This window comes from Pelagibacterium sp. 26DY04 (assembly GCF_031202305.1).
Taxonomy (GTDB): Bacteria; Pseudomonadota; Alphaproteobacteria; order Rhizobiales; family Devosiaceae; genus Pelagibacterium.
On record NZ_CP101731.1, the window covers coordinates 3,276,923 to 3,297,009 of the forward strand.

At 61.0% G+C, this 20,087-nt stretch carries 20 protein-coding genes; 4 read left to right on the plus strand and 16 right to left on the minus strand.

Features of this window, described 5'->3' with window-relative positions:
• Position 1: 1 nt before the first annotated feature.
• From trbJ to NO932_RS16315, 16 genes are all read right to left on the minus strand, one after another.
• Positions 2–919, minus strand: a complete 918-nt coding sequence (gene trbJ / locus NO932_RS16240) for a P-type conjugative transfer protein TrbJ (protein ID WP_309208393.1) — start codon at positions 917–919, stop codon at positions 2–4.
• Complete coding sequence (gene trbE / locus NO932_RS16245) at positions 909–3,368, minus strand: conjugal transfer protein TrbE (RefSeq protein WP_309208394.1); 2,460 nt, start codon at positions 3,366–3,368, stop codon at positions 909–911. The genes trbJ and trbE overlap by 11 nt, the downstream gene beginning before the upstream one ends.
• 12 nt (positions 3,369–3,380) lie before the next feature.
• A complete protein-coding gene (locus tag NO932_RS16250; protein ID WP_309208395.1) occupies positions 3,381–3,650 on the minus strand; it encodes a VirB3 family type IV secretion system protein in 270 nt (89 codons plus the stop codon).
• On the minus strand, positions 3,650–4,009 hold the full coding sequence (locus tag NO932_RS16255; RefSeq protein WP_375142775.1) for a TrbC/VirB2 family protein: 360 nt from the start codon (positions 4,007–4,009) through the stop codon (positions 3,650–3,652). The genes NO932_RS16250 and NO932_RS16255 overlap by 1 nt, the downstream gene beginning before the upstream one ends.
• Positions 4,006–5,010: a P-type conjugative transfer ATPase TrbB gene (gene trbB, locus NO932_RS16260; protein WP_309208396.1), complete on the minus strand. Its 1,005-nt coding sequence runs from the start codon at positions 5,008–5,010 to the stop codon at positions 4,006–4,008. Before trbB ends, NO932_RS16255 begins: the two co-directional genes overlap by 4 nt.
• A gap of 228 nt (positions 5,011–5,238) precedes the next feature.
• A complete protein-coding gene (locus NO932_RS16265; protein ID WP_309208397.1) occupies positions 5,239–6,147 on the minus strand; it encodes a LysR family transcriptional regulator in 909 nt (302 codons plus the stop codon).
• A 36-nt stretch (positions 6,148–6,183) separates the two neighbouring features.
• The gene (locus NO932_RS16270) at positions 6,184–6,633 is read right to left on the minus strand and encodes a CopG family transcriptional regulator (RefSeq protein ID WP_309208398.1); all 450 of its coding nucleotides are present in this window, start codon (positions 6,631–6,633) and stop codon (positions 6,184–6,186) included.
• 2 nt (positions 6,634–6,635) lie between these two features.
• Positions 6,636–8,633 (minus strand): conjugal transfer protein TraG, encoded by a 1,998-nt coding sequence (locus NO932_RS16275; protein WP_309211074.1) that lies wholly within the window; start codon positions 8,631–8,633, stop codon positions 6,636–6,638.
• A 338-nt stretch (positions 8,634–8,971) separates the two neighbouring features.
• Positions 8,972–9,802, minus strand: coding sequence for a GH25 family lysozyme (locus NO932_RS16280; RefSeq protein WP_375142892.1), 831 nt, complete (start codon positions 9,800–9,802; stop codon positions 8,972–8,974).
• Positions 9,803–9,973: 171 nt separating this feature from the next.
• A complete protein-coding gene (locus tag NO932_RS16285; RefSeq protein WP_309208401.1) occupies positions 9,974–10,345 on the minus strand; it encodes a hypothetical protein in 372 nt (123 codons plus the stop codon).
• A 128-nt stretch (positions 10,346–10,473) separates the two neighbouring features.
• Positions 10,474–11,133, minus strand: a complete 660-nt coding sequence (locus NO932_RS16290) for a TlpA disulfide reductase family protein (protein ID WP_309208402.1) — start codon at positions 11,131–11,133, stop codon at positions 10,474–10,476.
• 30 nt (positions 11,134–11,163) lie between these two features.
• Positions 11,164–12,237: an NAD(P)-binding domain-containing protein gene (locus NO932_RS16295; protein WP_309208403.1), complete on the minus strand. Its 1,074-nt coding sequence runs from the start codon at positions 12,235–12,237 to the stop codon at positions 11,164–11,166.
• Positions 12,238–12,431: 194 nt separating this feature from the next.
• A complete protein-coding gene (gene lspA / locus NO932_RS16300) occupies positions 12,432–12,908 on the minus strand; it encodes a signal peptidase II (protein ID WP_309208404.1) in 477 nt (158 codons plus the stop codon).
• A complete protein-coding gene (locus NO932_RS16305) occupies positions 12,908–15,205 on the minus strand; it encodes a heavy metal translocating P-type ATPase (RefSeq protein ID WP_309208406.1) in 2,298 nt (765 codons plus the stop codon). The genes lspA and NO932_RS16305 overlap by 1 nt, the downstream gene beginning before the upstream one ends.
• A 148-nt stretch (positions 15,206–15,353) precedes the next feature.
• A complete protein-coding gene (locus NO932_RS16310) occupies positions 15,354–16,286 on the minus strand; it encodes a cation diffusion facilitator family transporter (protein WP_309208408.1) in 933 nt (310 codons plus the stop codon).
• A 1-nt stretch (position 16,287) separates the two neighbouring features.
• Complete coding sequence (locus NO932_RS16315) at positions 16,288–16,746, minus strand: hypothetical protein (RefSeq protein WP_309208410.1); 459 nt, start codon at positions 16,744–16,746, stop codon at positions 16,288–16,290.
• 226 nt (positions 16,747–16,972) lie between these two features.
• Between NO932_RS16315 and NO932_RS16320 the strand changes: the two genes are divergently transcribed.
• The 4 genes from NO932_RS16320 (at position 16,973) to NO932_RS16335 (ending at position 20,085) form a co-directional block, all read left to right on the plus strand.
• Positions 16,973–17,794, plus strand: a complete 822-nt coding sequence (locus NO932_RS16320) for a DUF1223 domain-containing protein (RefSeq protein ID WP_309208411.1) — start codon at positions 16,973–16,975, stop codon at positions 17,792–17,794.
• Positions 17,795–17,871: 77 nt separating this feature from the next.
• Positions 17,872–18,051, plus strand: coding sequence for a hypothetical protein (locus tag NO932_RS16325; protein ID WP_309208412.1), 180 nt, complete (start codon positions 17,872–17,874; stop codon positions 18,049–18,051).
• 282 nt (positions 18,052–18,333) lie between these two features.
• Positions 18,334–18,765 carry a helix-turn-helix domain-containing protein gene (locus NO932_RS16330; protein WP_309208413.1) on the plus strand — a complete coding sequence of 144 codons (432 nt, stop codon included), beginning with the start codon at positions 18,334–18,336 and terminating at the stop codon, positions 18,763–18,765.
• Between the two features lie 642 nt (positions 18,766–19,407).
• A complete protein-coding gene (locus NO932_RS16335; RefSeq protein WP_309208414.1) occupies positions 19,408–20,085 on the plus strand; it encodes a L,D-transpeptidase in 678 nt (225 codons plus the stop codon).
• Positions 20,086–20,087 lie beyond the last annotated feature (2 nt).

Genomic DNA, 20,087 nt, shown 5'->3' on the forward strand with positions numbered 1-20,087 from the left:
ATCAGTTTCCGAACATCCGCACGGGCTGGGGCTGATAGGGTGTGCCGGACATGAAGCGCGAGAACTGCTCCTGAGCTTGCTCGTATTCGGCCGCATGCCGTGCCTGCTCGATGGCGTCCGCCCTTCCCTGCGCGGCGAGGAGTGCCGTCAGATCGGCGAGCTGCGCCGATTGAACCGCGATGAGCTGGTTGCCGGCCTGGACAGCCTGCAAGGCGCCGACCGCCGACTGGCTGGCATCGACCAATCGCCCGGTTTGGGACTGGCGATCCTCTATATTGCCGACGGCGCCGGCGCCGACCTGCAAGGCATGCTCGAAGGCTTGGACTGAATCCTGCCAGCGCGAACGGGCGAGATCCACGAGTTGCGCATCGGTCTGACCGGCAGCGAAGCCGGAATAGGATTGCTGGAATGCCTGTTCGATGGACTGCACATCATAGGCGAGCCGTTCGGCCTGACGCAGCAACATTTGCATGCGGGTGTGGTTGGCCTGGATGTCCGAGAGCAGCGAGGTCGGCAATGCGGTCAGGTTCCGCGCCTGGTTGATCAAAATCTGCGCTTCGTTCTGAAGGCTCAGGATCTGATTGTTGATTTGTTCGAGGGCACGGGCGGCAGACAGGACGTTCTCGCCGTAGTTGGTCGGATCGAAGACGATGCTTGGGCCGAAGATGAAGGCGTGGGCCGGTGCAGGCGCGAGGATAGCGATGCTCCCGGCGGTCGCGGCAACAAGGGCGGCGATCGCCCCGGCACGAAGCAGGACTGACCGGATGCCGTCGATACGGCGGCGGCGCTTATGAGCGGCGATGTCGAGCGTCAGGGCCGCGTCGAGCGCGGGAATGTCGAGTGTGTCGTGCCCTTCCGTCTCGGGCAGCAGCGCGCGCGTCCCGCGCGCGGTCGTGACGATGCGGGGGTCATCGGTCATGTTTGTCCTCCTTCGGATCTGGGACACGGTTGGTGAGATCGGGGATCAGCTCGGCAGCCCAGGTGAGCCCGCGCGCTTCGAGCCAGGCGGCAAGGAAGCCGTCGCGACCGTGCTTGGCATAGATGCTGGCGATCAGCGGTTGATCGCTGCGGTCGGAGGCTGCGCAAAGCGCAAGACCGATCGGGCCAAGACCCAGCTCGAACAGCCGGTTTCCGTGCCTCGTTTGCATGTAATAGTCGCGCTTCGGCGCAGATCGGGACACGATTTCGATCTGACGATCATTGAGCCCAAAGCTGCGATAGATGCCTGCGATCTTGGGCTCCAGCGCGCGATCGTTGGGCAGTAGGATGCGCGTGGGACAGCTCTCGACGATCTTAATGGCGTGGGCGCTGCCCTCAATCTGGCTGAGCGACTGGGTGGAGAAGACGACGCTCGCGTTGAGCTTGCGCATGGTGATCAGCCACTGGATGAGCTGGGCGGAAAAGCCCTCGTCATCCAGCGCCAACCAGCCTTCGTCGATGATGATGAGGGTCGGCCGGCCGTCGAGGCGACGGGTGATGCGGTGGAACAGGTAAGCCAGCGCGGCGGGCGCGGCTCCTGTCTCGAGCAGCCCTTCCGTCTCGAATGCCACAACAGAGGTGTCGCCGAAATGTTCGGCCTCGGCATCGAGCAGCCGCCCCCAGGGTCCACCGACGCAATACGGCTTGAGCGCCAGTTTGAGGTCATTCGATTGGAGTAGGACCGCCAGCCCGGTGATGGTACGCTCCTCGACCGGCGCGGTCGCCAGTGATCCCAAGGCAGTCCAGACAAGCTCCTTGACTTGGGGGGTGACGCTTACGCCCTCGCGGCGAAAGATGGCGGCGATCCATTCGGCAGCCCAGGCGCGTTCAGCGTCCTCGTCGATGCAGGCGAGCGGTTGCAGCGCGACCAGATCGTCGAGGTCCTCCGAGAGCGTGCCGCCAAGGTCAAACCACTCGCCGCCCATCGCGAGACAGGCCGCCCGGATCGAGCCGCCGAAATCGAAACCGAATACCTGGCTGCCTTCGTAGCGGCGGAATTGCGCGACCACAAGCGCCAGAAGCACGCTCTTGCCCGCCCCGGTAGGGCCGACCACAAGGGTATGTCCGACGTCGCCGACATGGAGCGCGTAGCGGAAGGGCGTAGCGCCGTCGATCTTGCCGAAGAACAAGGGCGGCGCGTTGAAGTGGCTGTCCGCGTCCGGCCCCGCCCAGACCGCCGAGAAAGGGATCATGTGCGACAAATTCAACGTCGAGATCGGTGGCTGGCGCACATTGGCGTAGCATTGACCGGGGATCGAGCCGAGCCAGGCTTCGATGCCGTTGAGGGTTTCAGGGATGGCGGTGAAGTCGTGGCCCTGCACGAGCTTCTCGACCAGCATCAGCTTTTCAGCGGCGATGGTGGGATCGGCATCCCAGACGGTGATGGTCGCGGTAACCAGCGCCTCGCCAATGGCGTCCGACCCCAATTCCTGGAGCGCCAAATCGGCATCCATCGCCTTGTTGGCGGCATCGCTGTCGAGCAGCGCGGCGGGCTCGTTGGTGACGATCTCCTTGATGATCGCGCCGATTGACTTGCGCTTGGCGAACCAGTGGCGGCGGATCTTAGTCAGCAGCCGTGTGGCGTCGGTCTTGTCCAGGATAATGGCACGGGTCGACCAGCGATAGAGGAAGGCTAGGCGATTGAGGTCGTCCAATATTCCGGGAAAGGTCGCGGCGGGAAATCCCATGATGGTGAGAGTGCGAATGAAATGATCGCCCAGGCGCGGCTCGAGGCCGCCCACAAGCGGCTGATCGGCCAGAAGCGCGTCGAGATGCATAGGGACATCCGGCACCCGCACCTTCTGGCGATTGGTCGATATCGTCGAGTGCAGATAGGTCAGCGTCTCGCCGTCATCGAGCCAGGCCAACTCGCGCATGAAAGTGTCGAGCAGGCCGATCACGCGGTCGGTTCGGTCGATGAAGCCGTGCAGGAGGTCGTGAGCATCAATGCCGGACTTGGACTTGCCCTCATAGAGCCAGCTTTCGGCTCGGGAGGCTTCCTCGGCGGGTGGCAGCCAGACGAAGGTGAGGAAATAGCTGCTCTCGAACAGCACGCCCGCTTCCTCGAATTGGGCCTTGCGCTCGGCGTCGAGCAGCGCCGAGGCCGGATCGGGGAACAGGCTCTCGGGATAGTCGCCGGCGGGATGGCGTTGCGCCTCGAAGAACAGCGCCCAGCCCGAGCCGAGGCGCCTCAGCGCATTGTTGAGCCGCCCGGTCGTACCGACCAGCTCGGCGGGGGTGGCGCTGTCAAGATCGGGACCCCGGAAACGGGCGGTGCGCTGGAGCGACCCGTCCTTGTTCAAGACCACGCCCGGGGCGATCAAGGCAGCCCAAGGCAGATAGTCCGAAAGCAGGCGCCCCTTGCGGCGGTATTCGGCGAGATTGAGCATCGCGATCTCTCCTCACACACGAAGATAGCCGGGGTAGCGCAGGTGCCTGCGCGCGACGTCGACGAATTGCGCGTCGCGGCGCGTCGCCCAGAGCGCCACCGAATGACCGAGGACGAAGATCACCAGACCAGCGACCCAGAGCTGAAGTCCCAGCCCGATCGCTGCGGCCAACGTCCCGTTGGTGATCGCAATCGCACGCGGCACGCCGCCCATGAGGATCTGTTCAGTGACGGCGCGATGCACGGGCACGAAATAGCCGGCGATGGGCACGGTGGATTCCATCAGATCACCGTCACGCCACCGGACACCACCACACCGCCGCCGAAGGAGAAGAACGACAGAAAGAAAGAGCTGGCCGCGAAGGCGATGCTCAGGCCGAACACGATCTGAATGAACCGGCGGATGCCGCCCGAAGTGTCGCCGAAAGCAAGGCCGATGCCGGTGAGGATGATGATGACCACGGCAAATATTTTGGCCACGGGACCCTCTATGCTCTCCAAAATGGTTTGAAGTGGACCCTCCCAGGGCATTGAGGAACCAGCGGCATAGGACGGAGCCAGCATCAACGCCGTGAAGGCGATGGCAAGCGAGGAGCGGGAGAGGAGCGCGCACAAAGGACGCGCTGGACGGCCGTGGTTCATGGCAGAAGTCCTTTCTTGGGGGAGCGGGAGGATTTGCAGTCAACGGCCGGCACGATCAGGTAGTCGCTGGTCGCCGCGTCGAGCCCCGCGACGAAGCCGAGTTCGACCAACTTTCGTGAGGGGCCATGCCCGGCGAGGACGGCAACGACGTCCACGGTTTCGGCGATCAGCGCGCGCGGGACCGTGACCACGGCCTCGGCGATCAATTGCTCGAGCCGGCGAAGCGCGCCCTGCACCGATCCCGCATGGAGCGTGCCGATGCCGCCGGGGTGGCCGGTCGACCATGCCTTGAGCAGATCCAGGGCCTCGGGCCCGCGGACTTCTCCGATTGGGATACGGTCGGGCCGCAGGCGTAGTGCCGAGCGCACCAGGTCAGTCAAAGACGCCACGCCATCCTTAGTGCGCAGCGCGATCAGATTGGGGGCAGGACATTGCAGTTCCCGCGTGTCTTCGATCAGAACCACGCGGTCAGCGGTTTTGGCGACTTCCGCGAGCAGCGCGTTGACCAAAGTGGTCTTGCCAGTCGATGTGCCACCGGCCACGATAAGGTTGCGGCGCTCGGAAACGGCACGGCTGAGAAACGCGGCCTGGGACGCAGACATGATGTCTGTGCGGACATAATCCTCCAGGGTGAAAACCGACACCGCAGGCTTGCGAATGGCAAAGCTTGGCGCGATGACGACGGGTGGCAATAAGCCTTCGAAGCGCTCGCCGCTTTCGGGCAACTCGGCCGAGACTCGCGGCGCTCCGGGATGAACTTCCGCGCCAACATGGTGCGCGACCAAGCGAACGATGCGTTCGCCATCCTCTGCGCTCATCGTCGCGCCGCTATCGGCCAGCCCGTCGCGCAGCCGATCGACCCAGATGCGGCCGTCAGGATTGAGCAGGACTTCGATGACAGCCGGATCGGAAAGCAGCGCGCCGATGACTGGTCCGAGGGCGGTGCGCAGCATGCGTGCGCCGCGCGAAGAAGCGGAGATGGCGGAAACTGGATTGCCCATGATCGGCCCCGTTCAGTCCGTCCGCGACCCATGCGGACGGCAACGGGTCAATCAAGAAAACCGGAAAATGGGGGCGTGCAATAGCGGACTATGGGCGGTCATAGGGGAGCGAAAAAATACTTGCGTGGGCGTAGATCGATACCTGCGGCCACCCTCGCGATAGACAGTTTGACGTCGCCTTTTCGCAATGTTCGACAGGTGGCGATTCGGCGCTGGGGGGATAGGCCCCTATCCGTCCAACTCGTGCCGGCTGCCATTGCGCAGGATTTCGAGAAAGACATTGAGAGCCGGATTGTCGTTGTCCTCGCGCCAGCAGGCGGAATAGCCGACGCGCGAGACCATTGTTCCCTCCCGTACCTCGCGGAACGCAACGCCGATTCCGGGAGTAATCGCGGACTCGCATTGCAGGCTGACCCCGGCGCCTATGCCGACGAAGTTCAACACATCCTCGCGATTGACCTCCATGATGTCGATTTCGGGACGCCTGCCAGGCGACGCCAACTTGGCGGTCAGCATGTCGGCGAGATCGGGACCTGGATTGTGGCGGCTGAACAGGAACTTCTCACCGAGGAGATCGGTCCAGTAGAGGTGGTCTCTCTCGGTGAGCGGATGGTGCTCCGGCAATGCCGCCACTACACGGTCGGACCAGAGCGGCAGGAGCCGAAGATCATCATAGCCGCCCGCTTCGGTCGCCAAAACCGCGAGATCGAGGGCGCCATTGCGCACCACGCGCTCCAGATCGTCGAGACCTGCGACGACCGGAACGAGGCGGACGTCTGGGTAGCACCGGATCATGGACCTGAACGCGGCACGCAGGGCGCCGTTCGCCAGGGATTTGTAGTACCCGACCGATAGGGTACCGTAGTGTCCCTCAGCGCCCGACTTCACACGTTCCTCCATCCTTTCGAACTCGCATAGGATGCGGTCGGCCGATTGTATGTAGTCCCAGCCGAGCGTGGAGGGGCGGGCGCCGGCCTGACGGCGCTCGAACAGCTTGACGCCATAGTGACTCTCGATGGCGGCTATTTGGTCGGAGATAACGGGCTGGCTCACCCCCGCGGCTTCGGCTGCGCTGCGAAAACTCCCGGTCCGGGCAACGAGGCTCATATAGTAAAGATGGCGGAGAGTTATGATCATAGGCAGAGCCGTCGACCAAGGGGGGAATAGATCTCGCTACGACCGCTCATGGTGTTCGCCTCCTGAAGGTGTACGTATGTCATCGGCGATTTCTTGCTGGACCGTTTGCCCGCTCGCGAGCCTCCGACCGAGTGCTTCCAGGAACTGATCGTAGCGGCTGGCAGCCTGAGCGCGGGCGGCCGGCTGAGCAGCATCGGGCGACGGCGGGGTAGCTGCGAGCCAAGAGCGCATGAACAGAGCGAAGGCTTCATTCGAGATGGAAACGTCACGCTCCAGGCGACCGATGCGGCGGTCGAGACGATCGAGCCGCTTTGCAAAAGCCGCTTCGCGCCGCTGCTCGGCGTCCGGAGAAAGGAAAGAGGCGACGGCTGCCTCGGCAACTAGAGAGAGGGAGTGCTTGCGGCGCGATGATAGGTCAGCGAGCGCGGCCATCAGATCGGGATCGAGATAGACGGTGAGCTTCTGCTTTTTCTCCGGACGTGACATGCTCAGAATCCCATTCCGTCATCGGGGTTCATATCGACTTGGCGCGCGGCCTGCCGCATGGTCTGGGTTAGGGCTCGGTTGCGGGCAGCGGTAGCATCTCGCTCTACCGTGGCTGCGTCCGGTTCGAACTCGTTGTGCGGGCGCTGTGGTACCGGAACGACCTCCTCGGGCGAGCGCGGCCCCGGGTCTTGACGGATGGTGGCTGCTGGATCGATTTCCTCTGTTGCGGCCTGCGTCTGGTCGACGATGCTCATACCGTCCGTCGCAGGAGCCAGGGATTGAGCCAACCAATCATGCGGTTTCTCTGCTCCGGTATCGGGCACCGAATTGGGCGCCGGCAGCACGCGGGCCATCAAACGCTCGTCGGCGTAGTACTTCGCCTTGCGCGCGCGTATCGGCGGTGTGCCGGCCAACATGACGATTTCTTCGTCGGGAGGGAGTTGCATGATCTCCCCCGGCGTAAGCAGAGGCCGCGCGGTTTCCGAGCGGGATACCATCAGATGGCCCAACCAGGGTGCCAGGCGATGTCCGGCATAGTTCTTCATCGCCCGCATCTCTGTGGCCGTGCCTAGCGCGTCGGAAACCCTCTTGGCAGTGCGCTCATCGTTGGTCGCAAAGCTAACCCTAACGTGGCAATTGTCGAGAATGGCGTTGTTTGCACCATAGGCCTTTTCTATTTGATTGAGGCTCTGAGCGATCAGGAATGCCTTGATCGAATACCCCGCCATAAAGGCGAGCGCGCTTTCAAAAAAATCGAGCCGCCCCAGCGCCGAAAATTCATCCAACAGCAAGAGCAGCCGTTGACGTTCCGCTACCCCAGACAGGTCCTCGGTCAATCGCCGACCAATCTGGTTGAGAATGAGTCGGATTAGAGGCTTGGTGCGAGCGATATCCGAGGGAGGCACAACCAGATAGAGCGTGGCTGGCTGTTCGCCAGAAACCAGATCGGCTATGCGCCAGTCGCAGGTCGAAGTGACTTTTGCGACAATAGGATCGCGATAGAGCCCGAGAAAGCTCATGGCCGTGCTCAAGACCCCTGAGCGCTCGTTGTCGGATTTGTTGAGCAACTCTCGCGCAGCACTGGCGACGACCGGGTGCACTTTGCCCTTGCTAAGATGGGGTGTCGTCATCATGGCGGCTAAAGTGGATTCGATGGGCCGCCGTGGATCGGACAGAAAGGACGCCACCCCCGCCAATGTCTTGTCACGTTCCGCGTAGAGCACATGCAGGATGGCACCAACCAGCAACGAATGGCTTGTCTTTTCCCAGTGGTTTCTTTTCTCCATGCTGCCTTCGGGATCGACCAGAATATCCGCTATGTTTTGGACGTCGCGGACTTCCCATTCCCCGCGCCGCACTTCCAGCAATGGGTTGTATGCGGCCGAGATGGGATTGGTTGGATCGAACATCAGAACACGTCCGAACCCAGCGCGGAAACCCGCGGTCAGCGTCCAATTTTCCCCTTTGATATCGTGCACGATGGCAGAGCCGGGCCAGGTCAACAGGGTGGGGATCACAAGCCCCACCCCTTTTCCGCTCCGCGTCGGCGCAAAGCAGAGAATATGCTCCGGCCCGTCGTGCCGGAGGTAGTCGTGTCGGTATTGGCCCAGCACGACCCCATCGGGGTTGAGTAGGCGCGCAGCCCTCACATCTTCGTGCTTTGCCCAGCGCGCGGAGCCGAAGGTTTCGGCATTCTCGGCTTCTCTGGCGCGCCAGACCGACATTAACACGGCTATACAGATTGCGACGATGCCGCCTGCTGCCGCGATCAACCCACCCTCGAAGAAGATGCCGGGCGCATAGGCATCAAAGAAATACCACCACCAGAGCAAGGCGGGCGGTGTGTAGACCGGCAAACCCCAGATATCGAACCACGGCTCACCCAGTTGTGCCTGGAAACCCAGACGGAACGCCACCCATTGGGTACCGGCCCAAAGAAATATGAGCACAATGCCAAAAACGGTAATGAGCTGCCCCCAAAGGATCTTGGTACCTGACACGGCTCGCTCCACATTCGATTGCAAGTCTGAACAGGACAACTGAGCCAGAGAGTATTTCAAGCCGAACTTGCGAGAGAGCGCAGGAGCAGAAAGCCGATCGCAAAAATACTTGCTGAATAGGGCTAGACCAAAATTGCGGAAGAACGCACATTTCTGCCAATCAATCGCCAAATGGCATTTGACGACATGACTGCGCCCACGCTCGACAAACGTGATGCCAAGCTGCAACCCAGGGCAATGCACGTCTCGCAAATTCATCGAAAGCGCGCTGTCGATATGAAGCTTCTGCGGCATGTGAGGCTCCAACACCCCGGCGATTGCAGGCGCCCAAAGCCTAATCATCTGCTTGCTGCGCATCGCCCTTGGGCCGCAAGTCTTTGAAACGAACGCGGATCGCACCCGGTCGAAAAGAACTGGATCCACTCCGCTTCGCTGCCATACCAAGCGTTGCGGTCGACATCTCCTCGGACGCCTGGGACGGTTCCTGTCTGGGTGTACTGCCAGAACGTGAAAGGGCGGTCGCGGTAGCGTTCAAGCGGTTCGGCTGCGACGGAACGAAGCCACATCGGGTTGTCGAGCTGCACGCCTTCAAGTATATCGCGATGAAAATTGATATCGGTGTAGATTATCGGTACCTTACCGGTGTGTGCCTCCATACCGGCCAACATGATGCGCACTTTTTCCAAAACCTCGTCGCGTGAAAGCGTCGGCCGACATTGAGAACCGTTGTTCCATTCAAGGTCGAGGACAGGGGGTAAGGCGTCGGGATCTGGCGGCACGTTCGCAGCAAACCACGCGACCTGCTCGTCCGCAGTCCTGCACCAGTACATAAAGTGATAGGCGGCGCGAGGTATTCCCGCCTCGCGCGAGAGCCGCCAATTTTGTTGAAACAGCGGATCCAGGTAATCTCCGCCGTCCGTCGCCTTAATGAATGCGAAGCGAGTGCCCGCTCGCGCTACGGCTTGCCAGTCGATTTCACCTTGGTGTCGAGACACGTCTATCCCATGAATGGGCAGCGTATGCGCGCGCGCGACACCGGGATGAGGGCTGCTATCCCCTTTCATAGGATAGTAATTTGTCGCACAGCCCGAGACGAACGCCACCAGCGCGATAATCGAAACCAGAGCAATACTCTGAGACAGCCGCTCTACCCAGCCGTCGCGACACATTCTTCCATAGCTATGAGCAATGCTTTTATGGAGTCGCGCGAACGATACGCGCACAGAGGGCATGTCCAGCCACATAGTGATTTCCGCTTTTACTGAGACAGGGCCGGAACACGGCCACACTTCAGGAAGAAGCAGAGTGACGGCGCGACCGCCCAGAACCCGCTTCTTCGCTTAGGCGGAAATTCGTGGTGGACGTTTCAGCTCATACTGGGCTTTGCCGAGGCCGACCGCATTCGCGGGATGGCGGCCGCGTTGACCGGTGAGGACAAATGGCAGTTGCTGAGAGGCTGTTAACCCGTAGCCGTGAGAATGATCTTCTGAACTCGAATGGTGATGCCGCTCGTGCCAACCGGCGGGATGATCATGGCTGGATTGTCCGTGGCGCTCGTCATGCGAGACGGAAGCGGTCTCCATCAGGATTTCCGTGGCGAGCGGAAACTGGCTGCTGTGGGAGAGCGCCTGTCCTCCCTGAGCGATGAAAAAGCTCAGCGCTACGGCAGCAACTGCAATGAAAGCAACGAGTACGCGCGCGGAACCAAACATGGTAACCAGGATAGCTTGGAAAGCTTAACGGTTTTAAACAAACGGAAATCCAGAGGTCACCAGATTGCCGAGGGAGTGAGGAGTGCCGAACGTCGAATGAGATTGACCGAGAAGGTCGCTACCGCGGTTCATATCTCCAGCAGCGTCTCGATGACCCTGCGGCCATCGGGACTATCCCATTTGGCCGGGCCTTGCAGAACGGCCAGTTCGCAGCCTTCTTCATCAACCAGGACAGTGGCCGGGAGACCCAGGGTCACCCCGTCATTGCGCAAGCGTTCAAAGAGCTTGTAGCTGGGGTCGGCAAAGAGCTTCAGGTAATCCGCACCAATTTCATCGAGAAAAAGCCTAGCGGCAGCCGGACCCTCGCTACCCATGTCGAGGCTGATAGCGACAACTTCGAAATCGTCGCCGCCATAGGACGCCTCGAGGGCGTCGAGATACAGCATTTCCTCCCGGCATGGCGCGCACCATGTCGCCCAGAAATTGATCAACAGCTTCTTTCCGGCAAAGTTCACCAGAGTGATAGGGTTACCGTCGGCATCCTGAAAGGCGATGTCGGAATAGTCACGCCATTGGGTGGAGGCCATGAGCGCGGCCAGTTCACCCCGGGCCACTTCATCGATCGACTGGACCGCTTCTGCCCTTACGGGGCAACTGGAGGCCGAAGTGCCATTGCTGATCCAGACTGCTGCGGCTATGCCCGCCACCGCCGCAACAAGTCCTGTCCCAAGGACCAAGGGGCGAGATGAACTACGCGCTTTGTTTTCTTCCGTTTTGTCCTGTTCCATCGCATCTTCACTTGCAGGTTATCAGCGTCCTCACAATCTCATGGCCGCCGCAACGATGAGCCGGGCATCCTCGCCAACACCGAGCACCAGACCGGAGCCCCGATTGCGCTGCCACGGCCTTCCGACATAAAACAGGCCAGCCACGGGACTATGGCCCTTATCGTGTTTCACGTTCCCTGAGGTATCCTTCGCGTCTTCGATCGCCAGCCAGCCGAATTCATCCCGATAGCCCATGCACCAAATTACGGCTCCCACGTCAGCCGAGGTGCCGTCCGCAAAGAGGGCGCGATTTCCGTGCACCCCGATCAGCCGGGCCTTTCGGACCACGCCCCTGTCTAGGAGGTGTCGGTCACTTCGGCTGCGGTTGGGAAAAGGATCGGCTTCCCGCATCTTACGCCCCAACAGCGATTCAGCAGGTGCTCTTAGCAACCCGGTTGCTGCCAGCCAAGTCCAGATGCTCACCCCGAAGATCCGTTCAGGCAACAACCGACGGCGGCGACCACCAGAGAGCAGGACGGTGTGAAGGAGACTCAGTTCAGCCGCAATGTCGCGGCCAGAGGCGCCGTCACCGACGACAAAAACCGGGCCTTGCGCAACGCTCCCTGGATTCCAATATGTTTCGGGCGTGAGTTGAACGACACTGCGGTCCAATCCGCTTGAGAGAGCCGGCACCACCGGCACCTGGAATCCGCCCGTTGCAACGATAACCGCGCGAGCCGAAATGAGCTCAGGCCCTGGCCCGGACGCAAGGAACCGGCCACCATCAAACCGCTCTAGCTTTGTTATGGGAAAACCATATCGGATCGGCAGGTGATAGGCTTTGGCGTAAGCATCCAGATACGCCGCGAACTCGCCGCGTGTTGGATAGCCACCGGCGTCCCCTTTGAGTGACAATCCCGGCAGTTGGTCAAGCCGACGCGGGGTGAACAGGGTGAGCGACTCGTAGCGGCGAAGCCAGCTCGCACCTGCGCGTCCCTCTCGCTCGGCGATGACGAACTGTCCCCCGTTCCGCGCCAGGTGATATCCAGCGGCCAGCCCAGCCTGACCCGCGCCGATGACCAATACGTCGGTATCGAGGACATTGGCACGCCGATCGAGCATCATGCGGTTCTAGGGAAACTAGGATCCGGCAGCCTTGGGGTGTTCTAGCTTCTCGCAAGGCGGTCGCCGCGACAAGATCGTCGGGCCAACCCGTTACGAAAAGGCTGGCACCGTCGTTGATGATGGAGCCGCCATGCATGAGCGGCGCCATATGATCAATGGCTGCGAAAGCGACGATCACGACATTGCTTGCGAAATCATTTTGCAGTTTTCGGCCTCCTCGATCCGATAGAGCGGAGCATTGGCCCTCCGAACAGTATCAAGACGCCTGCCGTGATCCAGATATCGGCGAGATTGTTGACGAAAAATGGAGAGTCGCGCGGGCCCCACGCCAGGAAATCCGTCACGGCGCCATGGACGCCCCGATCCGCCAGATTGGAAACCGCGCCGGCGATGATGCAGCCCAAGGCAAGCGCGTCGAGCGAAGACGACGTGCGGAAAAACCAGATCGTCAAAGCCAGGACGAGCACGGCCGTCACGATCAGCACAAGGAACGGCGAACCGGAAAAAAAACCGAACGACACACCCGAATTGAAAGCAAGCTTCAGTGAGAGGCCGGGCATCAGGGCGATTGCCGGATCCGAAACGTCCAACGCGCCCAACGCCCAGATTTTCGCTGCGAGATCCAGTCCGACAAGGCCAGGCACGAGGTATAATGCGACGGGGAACTTCATTAGGCCTCGCGTCCGATTCCCCGCCATACGAGCAGGCGCATGGCGTTTGCAGTGACAAGGACCGTGGCGCCGGTGTCAGCCAAGATCGCTGGCCAAAGGCCGGTGATGCCGAGCACCGTCGTCACCAGGAACACCGCCTTGAGTCCCAACGCGATCGTGATGTTCTGGAAAATGTTGCTCATGGTCGCGCGCGACAGCCCGATCATGTTGGCCACGTCCGTCACCCGGCCGTGCAGGATAGCGGCATCAGCCGTCTCTAGCGCCACATCGGTACCCCCGCCCATGGCGATGCCGATATCGGCTGCGGCCAGCGCGGGCGCATCGTTGATGCCGTCTCCCACCTTGGCGACGACGCGACCAGTGCCGCGCAGCTCGCCCACGATCCTCTGCTTGTCCTGCGGTAGCAGCTCAGCCCGCGCCTCCATGCCGAGCGAGGCGGCGATGGCGCTTGCAGTTCGCGTGTTGTCGCCGGTCAACATGAGAGCGCCCGCCCCAAGCTCCTTGAGCCGTCCTATACCCGCCCGAGCATCTTCGCGCGGCTCGTCGCGCATGGCGATCAGCCCGGCGATTTCTCCGCCGGCGAGAAGAACCGAGACGGTCTTGCCCGCGTCATTGAGCGCCGCGATCTTGCCGTCGAGCTCTGCACCCAGCTCGGTGCGCTCTCGTGCCGCCCGCGGCGAGCCCAAGAACAGCTCAACGCCATCCAGCGACCCAACCACACCCTTGCCGCCGACCGCGCCGGCATCGTCGGCAGGCCGGATGGGGACAACCTCCACATCGGCCCGCGCGAGGATGGCCACGGCCAGCGGATGGCTCGATCCCGCCTCGAGCGCGGCTGCAAGCCGCAACACTTCCCGTTCATCCCGGCCGATGCCGACGATGTCGGTCACCTGCGGTTTGCCCTCGGTCAGGGTGCCGGTCTTGTCGAAGGCAACAAGGTCAATCTTTCTCAGGCTTTCCAGGACGGCGCCGCCCTTCATCAGCAGACCGCGCCGCGCCCCCGCCGAAAGTCCGGCGGCGATCGCAGCGGGCGTCGAGATGACGAGAGCGCACGGACAACCGATGAGAAGAACCGCTAATCCACGATAAACCCATGTGCCCCAATCCTCGCCCGCAACCAGTGGAGGCAGGATGGCGACGAGGAGTGCGAACACCATCACGCCCGGGGTGTAGTATTTGGAGAACCGGTCAATGAAGCGCTCGGTGGGCGCTTTTGATTCCTGAGCTTCCTCGACCAACGCGATCACTCGCGCGATGGTGTTGTCAGCGCTGGTCGCGGTGACGCGGATGCGCAGCACACCCTCGCCGTTGACCGTGCCGGCATAGACCATGTCGCCAGCCTCCTTACGCTTTGGCACGGATTCTCCCGTAACCGGCGCCTCGTTGACGGCGCTATCCCCAGAGATCACCTCCCCGTCGGCGGAAATGCGATCGCCGGGCCGCACCAGAATGAATGCTCCAACGGACAAGCTGTCGGAAGGCACGGTACGGGTCTCGCCATCCACTTCGAGCAGTGCGGTTTTGGGCATGAGATCGGCCAGCGCCGTGATACTGGCGCGGGCGCGGCTGGCAGCGATGCCCTCGAGCAACTCTCCAATCAGAAAAAGGAGGACGACCACGGCCGCTTCCTCGGTGGCTCCGATGATGACCGCGCCGATAGCCGCGACCGTCATCAAGGTCTCTATGGAGAACGGGCTGCCATTGATCGCACCCATGTAGGCGCGGCGCGCGATGGGTATGAGCCCTACGAACATCGCGATGATGAAGCCCCAGGGCTGGGTCTGCGGAAGCATCTGACCGGCTAGGAATGCGGCACCAAGGGCGAGGCCGCATATGATGGTCAATTGAGCCTTGGAGGTTTTCCACCAGGGACCGTCCAACGGGCCGTGGTCATGGCCATGCGCGCCGGTTGAAGCCTTCGCGTTTTTCTGCACTGCGCTGGTTCGATCTTCTTGACCATGACCGTGGTCGTCGTGGTCGTGACTATGGTCATGGCCATGATGGTGGCCGTCGTGGCTGCAATGCTCATGGTCGTTCGCCGGAACACCGGATACTCGGCTCTCCAGGCCTGCATCCGCCACCCTATTCGCTTTGTAGCCCAGGCTTTCGACTTTGGAACGTATCGCGTCAAGGTCGGCGCTGCCATTGTCCGTGGTCGTCATGGTTCCGGCCATGACGGAGACCTTTACATCCTCGATGCCAGGCATGCGGCGAACCGCCGTATCGATCTTGGCTGCGCAACTGGCGCAATCCATTCCAGCGACGCGATAGCGGGTTTGGCGGTGTTCGCGAGTCATTTCGGTAGGCTCCTAGTCATCATATGACGACCAGCTTGCATCCTCTAGCCACTATAGGAGCAAGCGAAATTTTCGCCCGCTTTGCCCACGCGTCGAATCCGCAGGATGTCAGCTCCGTGCCAGACTCCAGATAGCGCGCAAACTCGCCTCAGTGGTGCCTGGAGTCGAGTTTACCGGGCGGGTCCACCTGTACGGTGACGTGGTCGATCGCATACCGCTCCTTGAGCCATCCCGAGACGATCTGGGGCAGGCTGAGCGGATCGGTTCCCTCCGCCGGGCTGACGTGGACGGTGGCAACGCTGGATTCATCGGTCAGCGTCCAGGCGTGAAAATGTCCCGCCTCCGCCACCCCGGGGAGGCTCGCAAGACCGCGCTCCGCATCAACCGCATCCACGCCCCGGGGGACGGCCTGCAACAGAACACGGATCGAGTCCGAGATAAGGCTCCACGCGGAGCGGACCACGAGCATCGCCACCAGCACCGAGAGGATGGGATCGAGGATCGTCCAACCCGTCAGCATGATCCCGATCGCGGCGGCGATGGCGCCAAACGAGCCGAGAAGGTCGCCGATGACGTGCAGGAACGCGCCCCTGAGATTGCCATCGCCGCTGTTCCCCGACCAGAGAATCAGGGCTCCAGCCACATTCACGCCGAGGCCGATCACCGCGACGATCAGCATCGGCCCTGCCAGAATCTCGACAGGAGCATTGATCCGCTGCACCGCTTCCCAGACGATCCATGCGACGAGCAAGAGCAGCGTCGCGCCGTTGGCGAGCGCCGCGAGCACCCTCACGCGGTGAAATCCGTAGGTCCGCGTGGCGTCCGCTGCGCGCCGCGCGATGCGGTAGGCGATCAGGGCCAGGAGCAGTGCGGCCGAATCCGAGACCATGTGGCCGGCATCGGCGATCAACGCCAGTGAACCGGAGAACCAACCGCCGACAGCCTGCACGATCGCATAGCTGGCGGTGAAAATGAGGACAAGACGGATGCGCCGCTCGTTCGAGGCAATAACGGTCTGCCCGTGATCGTGGCCCCCTTCATGAGCATGTCCGTCATTCCGGGTTTCGGCGTTTTGCGCCATATCAAGCTCCTCGGGAAAGCTGCTGCATGCCCCACCACGCAGCGGGTGCAAGCAGCACAACGCTTGCCATGCCGGGAAAATAGGCAAACGGCTGTGGGGTAAGCCATGGGAAAACGACAAAGTGCGCCAGTTCGGTAATGCCCATGGCGGCAAAGAAGGTCCAGGCAAGATAGGTTCCGAACGGGTATCCCCGGCTGACAAGCGGCGGCACAAGCAGCCAGGCGCCCACTGAGAGGAGGACCAGCAGGATCACTTGCCAGGAACCAACGTCGGGCGTGCTTATGCCGGTGATCGCCGCCAGCCTGTCAAAAAAATCCATTGAATACTCCTCGATACGATGGAGAACGAAGAGTGCCAGTGCCAGAAAGTAAGGCGTCTTGATTGCGGCGAAGGAGGGATTGGCAGGAAAGAACAGCCACAGCGCGAACCCCCCAAGAAACCCGGAGGTAAAGATCAGCATCGTCCAGAAGCCGAACGCCGCATAGCCCAGGACCAGAACCAACATGGAAAACAAAAAGGCTGCGGCAATGATAGCAGGGTTTCGGTTCACGTCGCGGCCTCGTTCGACGCTTCTATGATTTGTTCCCAGTTCACTGTCATTTCACCCTATTGATCTTCGCTCGACAACCTGCATCCTCTAGCCACTAGAGGAGCAAGCGGAATCGTCAACCGAGGAATCTGTGGGCGTGACTGTGCGATCCTCACCTCGAATTGAGTGGCTGCACGCCGGGTTCATCCTTACAAAAAACGCCATGCGCGTTCCTGTTTCCCAATCTGCCCGGCTGGTTCTTCGCCTGTATCTGGCAGCGATGACCTGCTTGGCGGCCGGTGCTGCGTACTCATTGGAGATACGCGACCGGCCCAATGCAGTCGTTGAACTCTTCACGAGCCAGGGCTGCCCGCCTTGCCCGGCAGCAGACCAACTCCTGTCCCGGATGAGCGATGAGAACAACGTCATCGCTCTCGCCTATCACGTGAACTATTGGGACTATACGGGCTGGGCCGACACTTTCGCCATATCCGCGAATGGCGAGCTACAGAAGGCATATGCCAGTGCGTCGGGCACAAACAGGCTCTATACGCCCCAGATGATCGTCAACGGCGCACGCAGCATGGCAGGGTCAAACGCCGAGGAGGTGTTGGATGCGCTTGCCGAAGCGGATTTGGCGCTTTCCATGGACGTTGAGGCCGAATCTCAGGACGTCGTCATTCTTCGAGCGGGCCCCCGTTCCGGTCTGGGCGCGGCGGTCGTGTGGCTGGTTGCCTTTCGGAACAGTGCCGAGGTTGAGGTCACAGGGGGCGACAACATGGGCCAACGCCTATCCTATTCTCATATCGTCACGTCCCGCCAGCCGGTCGGGATGTGGGATCCGTCGAGCGGGGCCGAGATACGCATTCCAGTGCCTGAGGCTCTCGGGCCCGACAACGATGGTTTCGCGCTCATCATACAGGAAAAGAACGGCGCGTTGCCCGGCCGTATTCTGGGGGCTGCCGCAGTCATGCGCTGAGCCAGTTAGGGATTCGCTTGCACCGACTCGACATTACCGCTCCCCTGGCTTTATAGCCCCGGCTGAAGGAGCTGCGCATGAAAGACAAGATTACGGTCCGTGTAACGCCGGAATTGGCTGAAGCGTTTAATGCCTTCATCGAGAAGTCACCCGAACCTATAAGGACCCGGCAAGATGGACTGCGCTACATCCTGCACGACTGGTTGAGCGATCAAGGATATCTGGAGCTTCCAGCCGAGATCGACCAAAAGCACTGAGCGAGTAGGGAGCCACGACGGCTGTCTAGGGTGTCGCTGCGCAGCCTCGCCCTCGCGACGTCGAGGCGATGATACGGGTCAACCGCGGAAGTTTCCGTACTGCCGGTTTAGTTTGCGCCAGCGTCGCCCTATTGGCACTCGAACCTGGGCTATCTGACTTCGCATAGTTGGGCGAAGTTGTCCGACGACGAAAGCCAAGATGCAAAACGAAACGGCACCCGGACTCTCCTTTCCCTCGCCACGATCAGGGCGTACATACTCCAGAAGCTAGAGGAGAAAAAAATGCAAGACGGGCTTCCCATCGGATTGGCCGCCAAGGCGAGTGGGATCAAGGTGCCAACCATCCGCTACTATGAGCAAATCGGGTTGCTGCCATCGGTTGGGCGAAGCCTGAGCAATCGCCGTCTCTACGACACCGTCGATATAGACCGAATGAAATTTATTCGGCATTCACGAGAACTGGGATTCGACATCGACGCGATCCGCGCCCTGCTTCGGCTTCAGGACGATCCGGCGCGTCCCTGTGCCGACGCTGACATGATTGCACGGGAACGACTGGCGGAAGTGCGCACCAAGATCAGCAATCTCAAGCTCCTCGAAGCCGAATTGTCGCGCATGCTCGAGGAGGGTTCACATGGTCATATTGCCACATGCCGTGTGATCGAGACGCTGGCCGACCATGCTCAATGCGTTTATCACAGCACCCGCGCTTGAATAAAAGAATGGAGCTTGTGCGTACCTTTCCTCTGTTCTTCTTTGGAATTGGTAGGGTGCAAAAAATTCCGACATGACGGTTTCTTTTTACCAAAACTTGGGGATTGTGCCTTGATCATGCCATGATCAACGTTGCATCAATGCTATATGGTTCGTCATTTCGCTTTGTTGGCTTTGGGCTTTGGAGCCATGCTGATCTTGGCATGGCTCGCTGCCGTGCAAGCGTCCACGCCTAACGGTCATGTGAGCCCTGTCCTGCCAAGTGGAAGCATCGAGATTGTAACGACGCTTGTTTCGCCTTTGACGGGTTGGAGTTTCGAAGCCCGCCAAACTGGCCAAATTCCAGGGATCTTTGCCACCTGCCCACACTGCGAAATCCAGACCGCGGTTACCGACGAACCAGAAAGGCCACAGCCGCGACAAACCTGGGCCTTAGCACTCCCTCCCAAATCCAGCTATCTGTGGCTACGTCCGCTCGACGAGCCCCCTCCGCGCGCCTGATCGAAATCGGCGCAGTATTAGGGCGTTTCTGACTCTGGCTCTATGCCTCTCGACGCCCTGGTTCTGTATTTCTTTCATGCTGATCACCGTTCTGGCGCAGGCCGGCGCGGTATATCGCCTGAGACTTAAGAGCGGAATACGATGGCATCTTCTATCTCTCTTTCACGCCGCCACTTCCTGGCAGGTGCATCCAGCCTTATGGCGCTGTCAGTCGCGGGCTGTTCGACATACAGAAACGAACCTCCCCAACAACAGGTGACGTTGCCGCCGCCAATATCACCTGAAGTCATCGCCATGTATGCGGCGCTCCCAAATGAACAGTTTCCCGTTCCGCCTGTCGATCTGCGCTATCTCGATCAGAATTTCTATCGTCGACGTATCGACTATCCCACCTCCGAGGAGCCGGGAACGATCATCGTGGATACTTCAAGCTTCTACCTCTATCACGTCGAGGAGGGAGGGACCGCGATGCGCTACGGCGCCGGATTGGGCCGGGCCGGCTTCGCATGGTCGGGACGTGGACATATCGCCTACTCGCGGGAATGGCCGGTCTGGACGCCGCCCACGGAGATGATCGAACGTCAGCCCGAGCTCGAGCAATGGCGTACTGGCCAACCTCCAGGGCTGGACAATCCGCTCGGCGCCCGTGCGCTCTATATTCACCAGGGAAGCCGCGACACACTTTACCGAATTCATGGGACCGGGGAGGCCTGGACGATAGGTCAGGCGGTGTCGTCCGGGTGCGTGCGTCTGTTGCATCATGACGTGATCCATCTTGCGGATAGGGTGAAATGGGGATCCCCCATCGTCGTCTTCTGAGG

Bases quoted from the DNA above. Each gene is read 5' to 3' on its own strand.
- trbJ (WP_309208393.1), bottom strand. From the start codon at position 919: ATGACCGATGACCCCCGCATCGTCACGACCGCGCGCGGGACGCGCGCG.
- trbE (WP_309208394.1), bottom strand. From the start codon at position 3,368: ATGCTCAATCTCGCCGAATACCGCCGCAAGGGGCGCCTGCTTTCGGAC.
- NO932_RS16250 (WP_309208395.1), bottom strand. From the start codon at position 3,650: ATGGAATCCACCGTGCCCATCGCCGGCTATTTCGTGCCCGTGCATCGC.
- NO932_RS16255 (WP_375142775.1), bottom strand. From the start codon at position 4,009: ATGAACCACGGCCGTCCAGCGCGTCCTTTGTGCGCGCTCCTCTCCCGC.
- trbB (WP_309208396.1), bottom strand. From the start codon at position 5,010: ATGGGCAATCCAGTTTCCGCCATCTCCGCTTCTTCGCGCGGCGCACGC.
- NO932_RS16265 (WP_309208397.1), bottom strand. From the start codon at position 6,147: ATGATCATAACTCTCCGCCATCTTTACTATATGAGCCTCGTTGCCCGG.
- NO932_RS16270 (WP_309208398.1), bottom strand. From the start codon at position 6,633: ATGTCACGTCCGGAGAAAAAGCAGAAGCTCACCGTCTATCTCGATCCC.
- NO932_RS16280 (WP_375142892.1), bottom strand. From the start codon at position 9,802: ATGTGTCGCGACGGCTGGGTAGAGCGGCTGTCTCAGAGTATTGCTCTG.
- NO932_RS16285 (WP_309208401.1), bottom strand. From the start codon at position 10,345: ATGTTTGGTTCCGCGCGCGTACTCGTTGCTTTCATTGCAGTTGCTGCC.
- NO932_RS16290 (WP_309208402.1), bottom strand. From the start codon at position 11,133: ATGGAACAGGACAAAACGGAAGAAAACAAAGCGCGTAGTTCATCTCGC.
- NO932_RS16295 (WP_309208403.1), bottom strand. From the start codon at position 12,237: ATGATGCTCGATCGGCGTGCCAATGTCCTCGATACCGACGTATTGGTC.
- lspA (WP_309208404.1), bottom strand. From the start codon at position 12,908: ATGAAGTTCCCCGTCGCATTATACCTCGTGCCTGGCCTTGTCGGACTG.
- NO932_RS16305 (WP_309208406.1), bottom strand. From the start codon at position 15,205: ATGACTCGCGAACACCGCCAAACCCGCTATCGCGTCGCTGGAATGGAT.
- NO932_RS16310 (WP_309208408.1), bottom strand. From the start codon at position 16,286: ATGGCGCAAAACGCCGAAACCCGGAATGACGGACATGCTCATGAAGGG.
- NO932_RS16315 (WP_309208410.1), bottom strand. From the start codon at position 16,746: ATGCTGATCTTTACCTCCGGGTTTCTTGGGGGGTTCGCGCTGTGGCTG.
- NO932_RS16325 (WP_309208412.1), top strand. From the start codon at position 17,872: ATGAAAGACAAGATTACGGTCCGTGTAACGCCGGAATTGGCTGAAGCG.
- NO932_RS16330 (WP_309208413.1), top strand. From the start codon at position 18,334: ATGCAAGACGGGCTTCCCATCGGATTGGCCGCCAAGGCGAGTGGGATC.
- NO932_RS16335 (WP_309208414.1), top strand. From the start codon at position 19,408: ATGGCATCTTCTATCTCTCTTTCACGCCGCCACTTCCTGGCAGGTGCA.